This is a genomic window from Enterococcus sp. DIV0574 (assembly GCF_051711125.1).
Classification (GTDB): Bacteria; Bacillota; Bacilli; order Lactobacillales; family Enterococcaceae; genus Enterococcus_D; species Enterococcus_D gallinarum.
Window position 1 is genome coordinate 879,713 of record NZ_JBIOMA010000001.1, and the last position, 13,692, is coordinate 893,404.

12 protein-coding genes are annotated in these 13,692 nt (G+C 40.7%); 10 read left to right on the plus strand and 2 right to left on the minus strand.

Annotation, left to right across the window (positions count from 1 at the left end; all coding sequences use genetic code 11):
• Positions 1-6: 6 nt before the first annotated feature.
• Positions 7-930: a YihY/virulence factor BrkB family protein gene (locus IGJ45_RS04295; RefSeq protein ID WP_003127661.1), complete on the plus strand. Its 924-nt coding sequence runs from the start codon at positions 7-9 to the stop codon at positions 928-930.
• 19 nt (positions 931-949) lie between these two features.
• The gene (locus tag IGJ45_RS04300) at positions 950-2,161 is read left to right on the plus strand and encodes a glycosyltransferase family 4 protein (RefSeq protein ID WP_349703936.1); all 1,212 of its coding nucleotides are present in this window, start codon (positions 950-952) and stop codon (positions 2,159-2,161) included.
• A 92-nt stretch (positions 2,162-2,253) separates the two neighbouring features.
• Here IGJ45_RS04300 and IGJ45_RS04305 read toward each other — a convergent pair whose 3' ends face one another.
• Complete coding sequence (locus tag IGJ45_RS04305; RefSeq protein ID WP_103300923.1) at positions 2,254-2,616, minus strand: iron-sulfur cluster biosynthesis family protein; 363 nt, start codon at positions 2,614-2,616, stop codon at positions 2,254-2,256.
• Positions 2,617-2,761: 145 nt separating this feature from the next.
• On the opposite strand from IGJ45_RS04305, the gene IGJ45_RS04310 reads away from it, so the two are divergent.
• The 5 genes from IGJ45_RS04310 to IGJ45_RS04330 all read left to right on the plus strand — a co-directional run bounded on the left by IGJ45_RS04310 (position 2,762) and on the right by IGJ45_RS04330 (position 7,745).
• A complete protein-coding gene (locus tag IGJ45_RS04310; RefSeq protein ID WP_257602532.1) occupies positions 2,762-3,748 on the plus strand; it encodes an aldose epimerase family protein in 987 nt (328 codons plus the stop codon).
• 114 nt (positions 3,749-3,862) lie between these two features.
• Positions 3,863-4,309: a CopY/TcrY family copper transport repressor gene (locus tag IGJ45_RS04315; RefSeq protein WP_349703937.1), complete on the plus strand. Its 447-nt coding sequence runs from the start codon at positions 3,863-3,865 to the stop codon at positions 4,307-4,309.
• A gap of 3 nt (positions 4,310-4,312) precedes the next feature.
• Positions 4,313-4,522 (plus strand): copper chaperone CopZ, encoded by a 210-nt coding sequence (gene copZ / locus IGJ45_RS04320; RefSeq protein ID WP_081131246.1) that lies wholly within the window; start codon positions 4,313-4,315, stop codon positions 4,520-4,522.
• 357 nt (positions 4,523-4,879) lie between these two features.
• Positions 4,880-7,030 carry a heavy metal translocating P-type ATPase gene (locus tag IGJ45_RS04325; protein ID WP_409531978.1) on the plus strand — a complete coding sequence of 717 codons (2,151 nt, stop codon included), beginning with the start codon at positions 4,880-4,882 and terminating at the stop codon, positions 7,028-7,030.
• Between the two features lie 196 nt (positions 7,031-7,226).
• The gene (locus IGJ45_RS04330; protein ID WP_029487167.1) at positions 7,227-7,745 is read left to right on the plus strand and encodes a prevent-host-death protein; all 519 of its coding nucleotides are present in this window, start codon (positions 7,227-7,229) and stop codon (positions 7,743-7,745) included.
• 168 nt (positions 7,746-7,913) lie between these two features.
• Here IGJ45_RS04330 and IGJ45_RS04335 read toward each other — a convergent pair whose 3' ends face one another.
• Positions 7,914-8,648 (minus strand): DUF2087 domain-containing protein, encoded by a 735-nt coding sequence (locus tag IGJ45_RS04335; protein ID WP_003127669.1) that lies wholly within the window; start codon positions 8,646-8,648, stop codon positions 7,914-7,916.
• Between the two features lie 167 nt (positions 8,649-8,815).
• On the opposite strand from IGJ45_RS04335, the gene IGJ45_RS04340 reads away from it, so the two are divergent.
• The 3 genes from IGJ45_RS04340 to IGJ45_RS04350 all read left to right on the plus strand — a co-directional run bounded on the left by IGJ45_RS04340 (position 8,816) and on the right by IGJ45_RS04350 (position 13,692).
• Positions 8,816-9,994, plus strand: coding sequence for a pyridoxal phosphate-dependent aminotransferase (locus tag IGJ45_RS04340; RefSeq protein ID WP_029487166.1), 1,179 nt, complete (start codon positions 8,816-8,818; stop codon positions 9,992-9,994).
• Positions 9,995-10,440: 446 nt separating this feature from the next.
• Positions 10,441-11,352 (plus strand): phosphate ABC transporter substrate-binding protein PstS family protein, encoded by a 912-nt coding sequence (locus tag IGJ45_RS04345; protein ID WP_005471921.1) that lies wholly within the window; start codon positions 10,441-10,443, stop codon positions 11,350-11,352.
• 120 nt (positions 11,353-11,472) lie between these two features.
• Positions 11,473-13,692 (plus strand): GH25 family lysozyme, encoded by a 2,220-nt coding sequence (locus IGJ45_RS04350; protein WP_349703939.1) that lies wholly within the window; start codon positions 11,473-11,475, stop codon positions 13,690-13,692.

The following is a 13,692-nucleotide window of genomic DNA, read 5'->3' on the forward strand; positions in this document are numbered from 1 at the left end:
CCCCAAATGAAATGGATCGATAAGGCGAAAAGCAATCAAAAGCTTATGCGATTTATAGAAACGACACAAACGCGGATCACGGAATCTGAAATGGGAACGACCTCAGTTGTCGTAGCCTATTATTTATTACTATCCTTGTTTCCATTGCTGATCGCGATCGGAAACTTGCTGCCTTTTCTTTCAATCGCTCCTAGTAACGTGCTGCCCTATGTCCAAGAATTGATTCCTGGTCAAGTGTATGAATTTATCGGACCGGCCATTGAGAATCTGCTGACTTCTGGTTCCGGCGGCTTGTTGTCTATTTCGGCACTTGCAGCTCTTTGGTCAGCCAGCCAAAGCATCAATGCATTACAAATTGCCATGAACAAAGCGTTTGGTGTCGATCAGCGTTCGAACTTTATTGTTGTTCGTGCGGTCTCTTTTGTCATTATTCTCTTGTTTATGATTGCAATCGTAGGTGTGACGATGGTTATTGGTTTAGGGAAGATCATTTTGGACTTTCTACAACCAATCTTCCATATTCAAGATGATTTGATTGCTACCTTCCAAACTGTCAAATGGCCTTTGACGATCATTGCGTTGCTGTTTATCTTGATGCTAATCTACTGGTTGGTGCCTAATGCCAAAGTAAAACTTCGGTCAACGCTTCCTGGCGCAGTATTTGCTACTGCGGGCTGGATGCTGCTGTCGCAAGTGTTTGGCTTATATGCCCGCTTTTTTGCTGCTAGGATCAGCGGCTATCAAATCATCGGGAGTTTCATTGTGTTGATGATTTGGCTGAATCTGGCAGCAACGATCATTATTTTAGGCGGCATCATCAACGCAGTTGTGGAAGAATATTTATCGGGACAAGAGATCAAAGAACGAAAAGATCCCGTGGAACGTATCTCATCAAAACTTGAAGATACATTTTCCAATAAGGAGAAATAAATGAAAGTGAGAATGAGCGATGGAATTTGCATTTAAATTTATTGTACGTCTTTTCATCACGATGATCATATCTTTGATATTGACGCCCATCATTAAATTGATATCCTTTAAAATTGGTGCAGTCGATCGCCCAGGAGAACGACGAATCAACACCAAAACAATGCCTACAGCAGGAGGACTTAGTATTTTCCTGTCCTTCTCTTTTGCCTTGCTTTGGGAATTTCGCGAAATGATCCCATTTAACTATGTCTGGCCAATGCTCTTAGGAGCCGCGATCGTTGTAGTGACTGGTTTGCTTGACGATATCTTTGAGCTCTCTCCATTACAAAAGGTCTGTGGGTTAACGCTAGCGGCTTTGGAAATCTATTTTGTGGCGGGGATCAAGATCAGTACTGTGTCGATTCCTTATATCGGTGTATTCGATTTAGGGTGGTTAGGCCTGCCAATGACAATTTTATGGATATTGGCAATCACAAATGCTGTCAATTTGATTGATGGGTTAGATGGACTGGCTAGTGGAGTATCGATCATCAGTTTGATAACGATTGGGATTATCAGTTACTTCTTTTTGCCTGATTCAGTAGCTGTTTCAATGGTGATCTTTACTTTAGTCGCTGCCATCGTGGGATTCTTTCCCTATAACTTTTATCCAGCAACGATTTTTCTGGGTGATACGGGTGCTTTATTCTTAGGGTTTATGATTTCCGTTCTCTCATTGCAAGGGTTGAAGAATGCGACGTTTATTACCGTGATCACGCCTATGCTGATTCTGGGCGTACCAATCACCGATACTGTCTATGCGATGATTCGACGGAAGTTCAACAAACAAAAAATTTCTTCTGCTGATAAAATGCATCTTCATCATCGCTTGCTTTCTTTAGGATTTACTCATCGGGGAGCAGTATTGACAATCTATGCGTTAGCAATGGTATTTTCTTTTATTGCACTGTTGATGAACTATGCCAGTAATACGGCAATTATTCTACTGATCATTAGTACCGCATTTGGGATTGAATTATTTATTGAATTGATTGGTTTGGTGGGAGAGAATCGCCAACCATTGATGTGCGCCTTGAAATTTCTAGGTAATCGGCGCTTTCGTCAGGAAGTTTTGACTAAGAGAACAGGCGACTCACTAGAAACAACCGAGGAGCCAATAAAGGAACCAACAGAATCAAAAACCCCTCAGCGGACCTCGCGCAGAAAACGACGGGCTAGGCATGAAAAATAATCTCGGTCCATCAGTAAAAGAACGATCCTCACATGACATGTTCAGTTGAAGCTGAAAGTCACGTGTGGGTCGTTCTTTTTTTGTATCTATCCCTAAAAGGATTGTTTGCGCAAATCGATTATTTCAACGTTACGATCGACAACGCCAGATTCTGTTTCTAACACAATCGATTGGAAACGCTCATTTAAATTAAGCTTTGGTTCTTGGTCGAAATAATTGGCTGTATAGTCTTTGATATAAATAGGTCCAACCGCAGATGAGAGAGTAATGGTGTAAGGTGCGGGAACCTCTTTGTCTGAGACCAGCAAGAAACGAAAACTTGTATCGAGAGAACAGATCCCTAATTTCGAATAAGGTCCGACACCGTCATCCAGATCCAGCAGTAAAGCACCCTCATTGCTATGATATCCTTCTAGTTTGTTGATGACTGCTTGTGACATTTTTAGTTCCATCATGTGTTCCTCCTTCTTTCTCTTCAATTTCATTCTAAGAGCATTTCCCTCAGAACAAAAGTAATCTGCTTTCAGCTTATTGACGTCTTGAGGCTAAAACGTCTATACTGAATGAGAAGTTATTTCAGTGAAGAAAGAAGGATGGTCAATGCCAAGTGTACAGCAACGAGAAACAGAAAAAATGGGAACAGTTTATGAAGTTGAAAATGATAGCGGTGTCAAACTTGTAACAAGCCCGGAAGGAGCACGCTTACTGGATTGGATCGTGCCGATTGATGGCGGCCGAGACTTAGTTGTTGGGTATGATACGATCGCAGGACACCAGAAAGCGCGTTATTATGGCGCAACGATTGGGCCAGTTGCCGGCAGAATTGCAGGAACCCGATTTACTATCGATGGGAAAGAGTATCAAACAGAAGATAATGATAATGGCAATACATTGCATGGCGGATTTAAGGGATTGGATACCGATACTTGGAAAGCTGAAACATTTGAAACAGAAACTGCAGCTGGCGTAATTTATCGGACAGAACGCAAAGACGGCGATAGTGGATTTCCGGGCAATGTTTCATACACAGTGACTTATACATTGGAAAATGATGATTCATTTACGATTACTTACGATGCCACAACCGATCAGCCTACACTATATAATCCCACGAATCATGGCTATTTCAATTTGACTGGTGACACTAGAAATCCAATCGATGATCACATGGTTCAAATCAATGCAGAATATGTGGCTGAAACGAATCCTGATGTCACAACAACAGGAAAAAAACAACCTGTTGCTGATACGAAGTTTGACTTTCGTGTAGCACGAAAAATGGGCACAACATTACTTGATGATCCATTCTTATTGGATCATACTCAGGACTGGGACTTGAAAGTGACGAGCCCTGATGAAAAAGTTTCCCTCACAGTTACAACGGATCGACCGGCTGTAGTCATCTATACCACACGAGATGGCGAAGAAGGAGCACCAATGAAAACTGGACCTTTTGCAAACCATGGCGGAATGGCTATTGAGACCCAAGGCGTTCCTGGAACAGAAAAATATCCTCAGTTTGGGGAGATCCTCTTACGTCCAGAAAAACCTTTCCATTCTGTGACTCGTTATCGTGTTTTTTATTAATCATAGATAATATATGACCTCTGTCAGTTGATCTCAAACACTGCAGAGGTTTTTTTTGACAATTTTCGATTACAGATGTAAACTTAAATCGTAAACAAGCAAGGAGGAAAAAATATGCGATCATCAAGTGCTCCTATAAAAATCAGTGATTCCGAATGGGAGATCATGCGAGTGATTTGGACATTAGGAAAATCCGATGCCCAAGAAGTCACGGCACTTCTTAGCGAATCCAAAGACTGGAAAACAGCAACCGTTAAAACATTACTAGGCCGTCTAGTGAAAAAAGGCGTATTGCGGACAGAAACCCAAGGAAAAAAATTTGTTTATTATCCTTTGGTTTCCGAGGATGCTACGATTCAAAGTGCCACAGAGAGTTTATTCTCTCATATCTGTGCAAAAAAAATCGGCCAAACATTGGCAGAAATGATTCGTGAATCGGAACTAACGAATGAAGATCTAACAATGTTGGAAGAGGCACTGGCGCAAAAAGAACCGGTAGCCGCTATTGCTTGCAACTGTATACCGGGACAATGTCAATGTACAATGAATGCAGGAGAATAAATCATGAAAAAAATCTATCACATTGAAGGAATGAGCTGCGACCACTGTGTTGCTCGGGTAGAAAAAGCAATGTCTGAAGTGCCAGGTGTCAAAAAAGCAAAGGTAAATTTAAAGAAAGCCAATGCCAAAGTCAAATATGACGAACAACTTGTTACAGATGATGACATCATCGCTAAAGTAACGGAGGTGGGGTACACAGCCACGGTTGAATAAGTCTCTCGCTGCTGTTCTTGAAAGATATGGAATGAAAAAAGTTCATTTAATTGTTTGCGGAAAGACGGTAGGCAACTTCTGTCACCCCCCAACGCGTTCCAGCAGGGCGCAAAACTTTCCAGCAAAAAGGAGGAATTTGAGATGAGCCATAACGAAATGGACGGAGGACATTCGGAAATGGATCACAGTAAGATGGATCACAGTAAGATGGATCACAGTAAGATGGATCACAGTAAGATGGATCACAGTAAGATGGATCACAGTAAGATGGATCACAGTAAGATGGATCACAGTAAGATGGATCACAGTAAGATGGATCACAGTAAGATGGATCACAGTAAGATGGATCACAGTAAGATGGATCACAGTAAGATGGATCACAGCAAGATGGATCACAGTAAGATGGATCACAGTAAGATGGATCATAGTAAGATGGATCACAGCAAGATGGATCACAGTAAGATGGATCATAGTAAGATGGATCACAGTAAGATGGATCATAGTAAGATGGATCATAGCCACATGGATCATGGCATGAGTGGAATGGATCATAGTATGCATATGGGGAATTTCAAACAAAAGTTTTGGCTTTCCTTGGTTTTAGCAATCCCGATTATTCTTTTATCCCCTATGATGGGGCTTGAATTGCCTTTTCAGTTCACTTTTCCAGGGTCTGACTGGTTAGTGATGATTTTAGCCACGATTTTGTTCTTCTATGGCGGTCAGCCTTTCTTGAGCGGAGCGAAGATGGAACTGCAGCAAAAGAGTCCAGCAATGATGACGTTGATTGCTATGGGGATCACAGTCTCTTATGTCTATAGTATTTACGCGTTTATCGCGAATCATTTCATGCATGGCGCACATGTCATGGACTTCTTTTGGGAACTGGCTTCATTGATCGTGATCATGCTTTTAGGACATTGGATCGAGATGAACGCTGTGTCCAATGCAGGGAATGCATTGCAAAAATTAGCTGAATTATTGCCTGATGAAGTAACTCGCAAAAAGGCAGATGGTTCTGAAGAAAAGATACCACTGGACACAGTGAAGAAAAATGATCGTTTGATCGTACGAGCGGGTGACAAAATCCCTACAGACGGTATCATCAAAGAAGGGGCAACCACGATTGATGAATCCGCAGTTACGGGTGAGTCCCGTAGAGTAGCGAAAGAGTCCGGTTCGAAGGTAATCGGGGGTTCCGTAAATGGAAATGGAACGATTACTATTGAAGTAACAGGAACCGGTGATGAGAGCTATCTTTCAAAAGTAATGGAAATGGTTCGTCAAGCGCAGGCGGATAAATCAAAATTGGAAGCTTTGTCAGATAAAGTGGCAAAATGGTTGTTCTATATTGCATTGGTCGTCGGAATTACCGCATTTGTAATTTGGGTGTTCGCAGCGGATTTGCCAACAGCGCTGGATCGGATGGTAACTGTTTTTGTCATTGCCTGTCCTCATGCACTTGGATTAGCCATTCCGTTGGTTGTCGCACGTTCGACATCAATTGCTGCTAAAAACGGCTTATTGTTAAAAAATCGTAATGCACTGGAAAATGCCCATGATCTAGACTATTTGTTACTTGATAAAACCGGTACTTTAACACAAGGAACTTTCTCGGTCACAGGAATTGAAAGCTTTGGTGACTATACAGCAGATGAACTACTAGCCTATCTAGCAGGGCTGGAACAATCGGCCAATCATCCTATTGCTGATGGCATCTTAGCGCAAGCAAAAAAGGAAAATATTCAGCCGAAGGAAGCGACTGGAATCCAAGCGCATTCTGGTATCGGGATCGAAGGGATGATTGCTGGGGAGAAATGGCAGATCGTCAATCAAAAAGGGATCGAAAAGTATCAGACAACCATTGATCCGGACCAATTGAATAAATATCAAGAACAAGGGAACACCATTAGCTACTTGGTGAAAGGCAATCAAGTCGAAGGGCTCGTAGCTTTGGGAGACAAAATCAAACCAGAGGCGGTAAAATTCATCGAAACATTGAAGAAACAGGGGATCACACCAGTGATGTTAACTGGAGACAATCAAGCAGCTGCTAAGGCAGTGGCAACTTATCTAGGCATCGATGAGTATTTTGCTGAATTATTGCCAGAAGATAAAGAACGAATCGTTGCTGATTATCTGAATAAGAAACAACGGGTAGCGATGGTTGGTGATGGTATCAATGATGCACCAAGCTTGGCTCGGGCAACGATCGGTATTGCTATCGGCGCTGGAACAGATGTCGCGATTGATTCCGCAGATGTTGTTTTGACCAATAGTAACCCTAATGATATTCTGCATTTTCTTGAACTGGCTCATAAAACTAGACGAAAAATGATTCAAAACCTTTGGTGGGGAGCAGGGTACAATATTGTGACGATTCCCTTAGCTGCAGGAATCCTAGCACCAATTGGTATCATTTTAAATCCCGCTGTCGGCGCCGTTTTGATGTCACTAAGCACAATCGTAGTAGCAATCAATGCTATGACACTCAAAATTGATGAGTGACAAAAAACCGAATCGTTTGTTTCCATTGATTCTCTTGTAAGCAGGAGAACGACCGAAACAAACTGATTCGGTTTTTTAGTCAGTTGAGAATCGAAGATTCTTTGGTGATTTAACGGCAAAGCCGTCGAAATAAACCTACAATCGACCAGTGACTTTATGCTATAATGTGTTCGTTGAGACAAGGAGGACGTTGAGAATGGAACTGAAGAAGTTAGAGGTTCCCACTACTTCGATCACTGAAGTAAAAAAATCTCCGATGGATGTATTTAATCAAGCGAGAGAAGCGGGAACAGCAGTATATGTATTCAATCGTGAAAAAGTGGCGGGGGTCATGCTGACACAAGAGCAATATGAAACACTCTTACAGGAACTGGATCAACGGCCATTAGCGGAAGAAGAGCCGGATCAACCAGCTGTGGCGGGATTGGAAGAATTCTTACAGATTATGCGGCAAGCATTGATCACAGGGGCAACGATTTCTGCAAAAAATTTGGACGAACGAATGGTCGCATTAGGCTTTATTACCCGCAAAACAGGCTTTGGCGGTGTAGTTGACATGATCAATGAATTAAAAGAAACCGGAAAGATTGTCTATCAATTGCGCAAAAAGCCCGATGGAAAATCTATCAGTGCCGAAGTCATCGGCGAGCAAGACAATCAAACGCAGCTTTTTGATAAATTGATCATCAAAAAAATATTCCTTAAAGAAAACTAACAGTTATGCTGCAGCATAACTGTTTTTTTGCGTAAGTGTAATAGTGTGAGTTTAGTCGATACCGATAGAAATAATGGCTGAGACAAAAGGTGTGAAAAGGATACTCCTGATTAGGATCAAAAAGTACCATCAGATAACAGCTAAGTCTCAGCCTTTTTCAGCGACCCACTAAGCAACCGTCAACCAATAGGTTTTACCATCTTTGGTTCGCTGCATGAATCCGTATTCGATCAAATAGCGGCGAACAGTGACGTAGTCAGCAATAAACTGTTTCAAAATATCATTGACGGCACTTTCGGAATAATTTTTTTGAGAATCAAATTTTTGAGCCAAAACACTCAATACCACGATTTTGCGTTTTTCCTTACTTGGGAATTGATGAATCACCCCATCTTGATCGAAGTAAGTCGCAATGATTTTTTCTCTTTCTTCGCTGGTGATTGCATAACGATCATCCAACATGGTTGCTCCTGTATGGGGAAGAACAAAATCTTGTTCCTCTAAATGTGCCATAATACTTAAAAAGACTTTCGCTTGCCGTTCTTTTTCTTTTAATTTAAAGCGGTGATTTCGTACTGTCGAATTAGAGATACCTAGACGTTGCGCGATGACGGCATCGCTGAGTCCTTGCGCAAATAATGATAAGATCTCTTGTTGGCTTTCTGACAAACCTGTCTGCTCGCGACTTAATGACAGCAATGCATTCAGTAAACCACCATGGACCTCATTTAGATGTAATAAGATGCATTTTTTGGCGGTATAAAAGCGATCAGAGGTTGGATAAATTTGTCCTTTTTCATAATTAACATCGCAGAATAGGCATTGATAATGTGTTTTTGTGGAACGATACCCATGTTCATAGTCAGACAAAGAGGTGGCGGGAATAGTATTCACTTTAATCATCTCCTTTCGTTTGTTTATATACTAACATTTACAAATATCGTTTGCAAATATATAAACAGATGGATTTTTTATTTTTTGTTTTAGCGAAAGTATTAAATTACGGATCAAAATGTGATAGGATTAACAGCAATAACAAAAGGTAACTTTGTGTGGATAGGAGTGATACGATGACAGATGTCAGTCAACGTTTTAACAAAGAAGTCTATCAAATTGCTGTTTCTTTGATTCGAAAATTTGATGAGCGGGTATCTGGTATACCAGATATTTTGAAATTAACATTAGGCGAACCGGATTTCAATACACCGGATCATGTCAAAAATGCTGGTGTTCAAGCAATTGAGCAAAATTACAGCCATTACTCAGGAATGGCCGGGTTAACGGATGTTCGAGAAGCCGCAAGCCTTTTTTTAAAAGAAAAATATCAATTGAGTTATGATCCGTTATCAGAAGTATTAGTGACTATCGGTGCAACTGAAGCAATCTCTGCTTCTTTATTAGCAATTCTGGAACCAGGAGATAAAGTCCTTTTGCCAGCACCTATTTATCCCGGATATGAGCCCGTGATTCAACTAGCTCACGCTACCCCCATTTATTTAGATACCACAGCGAACGATTTTGTATTGTCACCGGAGATGTTGGAAGCGGCTTTGATTGAGCATGGGGATCAGGTCAAGGCGGTTATCTTAAATTATCCTAGTAATCCAACCGGCGTGGTTTATTCTCGTGAAGAAGTTCAAGCACTTGCGGAAGTTCTGAAAAAATATCCTGTGTTTGTCGTTAGTGATGAAATTTATAGTGAACTTTCTTACGACGCACCCCATGTATCGATCGCAGAATATTTACCGGAACAGACCATTTTGATCAATGGGTTATCAAAATCACATGCAATGACTGGCTGGCGGATTGGTTTTATCTTTGCTCCCGTTGCCTTAACTGCCCAAATTATCAAAGTTCATCAATATTTAGTAACGGCAGCCTCAACGATTTCACAAAAAGCAGCTGTAAGAGCGTTAGTTGAAGGAATCAATGATGCTGCAGTTATGAAAGCCGAGTACCGTCAGCGACGTGATTTTCTCTATGAAAAAATGACAGCATTAGGTTTTGAAATCGCCAAGCCGTCAGGAGCTTTCTATTTATTTGCAAAAATCCCAACCGGTTATGAACAAGATTCGATGGCATTCTGTGTTGATTTAGCAGAAAAAAATCAATTAGCAATCATACCAGGGATTGCATTCGGACCCGAAGCCGAAGGATATGTACGCCTAAGCTACGCAGCCAGCCAAGAGAACCTGCAAGAAGCCATGAAGCGACTAAGTAATTATATGAAGAAACAACCAAATCAATAAACACATCAGAGCGTCCCAATGGGACGCTCTTTTGCTGCGAATCACTGCGATTGACACTCGAAGAGTGGCAGAGTAGATGATGAGCAGTACTAGGCGATCAAAGAGAGCGTAGTCACATTCAAATGAATCACTGCGATTGACACTCGAAGAGTGGCATGTAAGTTCGTCTTAGCGCAAACACGCTAGAAGCCAGTGCGAAGCAAAGTAAGTGTAGCCCCAATATGGAGTCATAAAGAACAACACACAGCGGCACTTGTACCTTTTGCTTTTTAAGAAGGAACCAGGCAAGCTCTTTTCACTTCAATGAAAAGAGAGGAACAATGACGAGCGATACATTTTAATGTTTACAAAAGATTTACATGGGTTTATCTATTCTTTACTTTAAATCAATCATGGGTTTACAAGGGGTTGCTAAACTAAGCATATAACGAAAGGAGATTTAACAAATGAAAAAACTGGGATTCTTAATTTTAGCAACAGGACTATTACTAGCTGGCTGTGGAAATAGCGGATCAAATGCTGCTGATAGCGGTCAAGCATCAAATGAATCAAGTGCTTCAGGAGCAGCGTCTGGAAATGTAGAAATTTTGGCTGTTGGATCAACTGCACTACAACCATTAGTTCAAGCTGCACAAGAAAGTTTCACCTCTGAAAATCCAAACTATATGATTACTGTTCAAGGCGGCGGTAGCGGCACAGGACTGAGCCAAGTAGAAGCTGGTGCTGTAACAATCGGTAATTCTGATGTTTTTGCTGAAGAAAAAGACGGAGTAGATGCTAGCAAATTGGTAGACCATAAAGTCGCCGTAGTTGGGATGGCTCCTGTAGTGAATAAAGAAGTTGGTGTTAAAGATATCAGCAAACAGGACTTGATTGATATCTTCACTGGTAAAACCAAAAATTGGTCTGAACTTGGTGGAAAAGACCAAGAGATCGCAGTGATCAACCGTGCCTCTGGTAGTGGTACACGGGCAACATTTGAAAAATGGGGACTTGACGGGGCCGAAACAATTCAAACCCAAGAACAAGACTCTTCTGGAACGGTTCGCAAAATCGTTGCAGAAACACCAGGAGCAATCAGCTATCTTGCTCTATCTTATCTGGATGATTCTTTACAAGCATTAACGATTGACGGTGTTGAAGCAACTCCAGAAAATATTGCTACAAATGACTGGAAAATTTGGTCTTACGAGCATATGTATACAAATGGCGAACCAGATGCAAACGTCAAAACATTTCTTGATTACATGTTGAGTGACGATATTCAACAAGGTGTGGTGAAAGAATTAGGATACTTACCAATCACAGAAATGAAAGTTGAACGTAGTGTTGAAGGGGAAGTTACGAATATAAACTAAGAAACTATAGTTATCAATGAATAGTCAGAGACGAAAAGGGCAAATAAATGCCCTTTTTTTCTGTATTTTTATGCTTTTTTCCTATAAAATGAAAAGGAGTAAAATTGAAAGGGGAAAAAAATGTCAAAACAGACAAAATACTTTATATATATTTGTGCACTTTTGCCGCTACTGTTTTTAGGAAATACAGGAACTGTTTTAGCTATAGAAAATGGAAGCAACAGTCAAATACTAACTACAGGAATAACGGAAGAAACCAGTACTTCTGAAACCTCATCAACGGAGAGCTCAAGTACCGTGTTGTCAGATTCAGAGGGAGCTTCGAATACCAGTAGTTCAGAAAAGAGTAGTCAAGAAAGTACAAAAGAAGAAACACAAGCTTCAGATGAATCACAGCAAGAAACACAAGAAGAACCCGAAAAAATTTATGATGTTCAAGGTGGACTTGATCCATCGAGCAGAAATCGTTCCGATTTGAAAGAACAGGTGGGCATTCAGCGGCGTTCTCTGCGTTCAGCAGACGTCGCGTTTATTGAAGCCGGAGACCCATCGACTCCTAGTCAGGATTTTATTGATGTCTCTTCTCACAATGGCATCATTAGCGTGGAACAATACAAGATTATCAAAAGTTATGGTATTTCTTCCGTGGTTGTGAAATTGACAGAAGCTACTTCTTATCGCAATCCATTAGCAGCATCTCAAATTGCGAATGCTCAAGCGGCAGGACTGGTAGTACATGCTTATCATTACAGTTGGTTCACGACAGAAGCGCAAGCTAAAGCAGAAGCCGAGTATTTTGTCAAATATGCCAAAGAATTGAAGCTGCCAACCTCAGCTTTGATGGTTAATGATATCGAGGACAATCAAATAATGGGAAAAGCAGATCATACTGCACTTTCTAAAGTATTTGCCAATCGTATCAAAGAATTAGGCTATAGTAATACCCATCATTACACTGGGGTACTTTGGGTCACTCAAAAAGCGATCGATCCTGCTGCACTTGGCTATAGTAATGTCTGGATCGCGAATTATCCGTATGTTCCTGCAGGACAAAAATTCACGGAATATAGTGCATGGCAGTGGACCTATAATCTTTCTTTCCCAGGAGTCAGTGGGACCTTCGATATGTCTTCTGACTATAAGAAATACTTTACTGGTCAGGGGCAAGGAGGAGCAATACCAGACAACCGCTACGCTACGATTACGAAAGATAACTACACGATTTGGCAGAATTTTTCTTGGAAGAAAAAAGCAGATTCAAAAGATTATTTGGGTCAAACGTTACAAATAAAATATCGTTACGAGCATATCAATGGTAGTACGTATTTTTCTGTGTACGATAATCAAGGTACTTGGATAGGTTATATTAATGCTGGTGGAACTAAGACAACTGATGGCGCACAAGGAAGTTGGCAGTCAAAAGAAACGTATGTAAAGTTTCGTTCGACCGGAACGGTTTATCGCAATTTTAATTTCGATTCCACAGCAATAGTATCAGAAGAAATGTTGAGGAATCTTTACAAGGTAACAGGCACCTATCGTCATTTTAATGGTGTCGTATATGATTCAGTATATGATCTCAATGGTAAATGGATCGGTTATATCGATTCTGCAAAGCTTAGTGTGGAGAATCAAGGTCCAGCTATTAGCGACGGACGCTATACAACAATCACTAGTGCAAATTACTCGATTTGGCAAAATTTTTCTTGGAAAATGCGTGCGTCAAGTAGTTCTTATTTGCACCAGACGCTAAAAATTAAATATCGTTATGAGCATTTGAACGGCAGCGTTTATTTTTCATTATATGACAATCAAGACAATTGGGTGGGTTATATTAATGCAAATGCCACGAAAGTTGCCGACAATGCAGCGGGTGCTGTGTTATCCAGTGGACAATACGGAACGGTTACTAGTAAAAATTATTCAATATGGCAAAATTTTTCTTGGAAAGAAAAAAATAAAAGTGCTAACGTTTATGGACAGACATTGCAAGTGAAACGCTATTATAATCATTTTAATGGCAGTACCTATTATTCTTTATATGATAATCGAGGTACTTGGCAAGGATATATTAATAGTGGTGGAATGAAGATGGCGGATAATGCAGCTGGGAGTGCACAAAGCTATCATAAGAAAATAAAGTTCACACAAAATTTTCCTTTGTGGCAAAACTTTAACTGGAAAAAGAAAAGTACCGTTACAGATGCAATGAAACAAGAGACGTATGAAGCAAGATATGTATATCGTCATTTTAACGGAAGCAATTACTTATCAATTTATGACAACAAAGGCATTTGGCAAGGTTATATTAATGAATCGGCCACTCGCCAAGTAAACTAA

Bases quoted from the DNA above. Each gene is read 5' to 3' on its own strand.
- IGJ45_RS04300 (WP_349703936.1), top strand. From the start codon at position 950: ATGGAATTTGCATTTAAATTTATTGTACGTCTTTTCATCACGATGATC.
- IGJ45_RS04310 (WP_257602532.1), top strand. From the start codon at position 2,762: ATGCCAAGTGTACAGCAACGAGAAACAGAAAAAATGGGAACAGTTTAT.
- IGJ45_RS04325 (WP_409531978.1), top strand. From the start codon at position 4,880: ATGGATCACAGTAAGATGGATCACAGCAAGATGGATCACAGTAAGATG.
- IGJ45_RS04315 (WP_349703937.1), top strand. From the start codon at position 3,863: ATGCGATCATCAAGTGCTCCTATAAAAATCAGTGATTCCGAATGGGAG.
- IGJ45_RS04295 (WP_003127661.1), top strand. From the start codon at position 7: ATGAAATGGATCGATAAGGCGAAAAGCAATCAAAAGCTTATGCGATTT.
- copZ (WP_081131246.1), top strand. From the start codon at position 4,313: ATGAAAAAAATCTATCACATTGAAGGAATGAGCTGCGACCACTGTGTT.
- IGJ45_RS04350 (WP_349703939.1), top strand. From the start codon at position 11,473: ATGTCAAAACAGACAAAATACTTTATATATATTTGTGCACTTTTGCCG.
- IGJ45_RS04330 (WP_029487167.1), top strand. From the start codon at position 7,227: ATGGAACTGAAGAAGTTAGAGGTTCCCACTACTTCGATCACTGAAGTA.
- IGJ45_RS04345 (WP_005471921.1), top strand. From the start codon at position 10,441: ATGAAAAAACTGGGATTCTTAATTTTAGCAACAGGACTATTACTAGCT.
- IGJ45_RS04305 (WP_103300923.1), bottom strand. From the start codon at position 2,616: ATGATGGAACTAAAAATGTCACAAGCAGTCATCAACAAACTAGAAGGA.
- IGJ45_RS04335 (WP_003127669.1), bottom strand. From the start codon at position 8,648: ATGATTAAAGTGAATACTATTCCCGCCACCTCTTTGTCTGACTATGAA.
- IGJ45_RS04340 (WP_029487166.1), top strand. From the start codon at position 8,816: ATGACAGATGTCAGTCAACGTTTTAACAAAGAAGTCTATCAAATTGCT.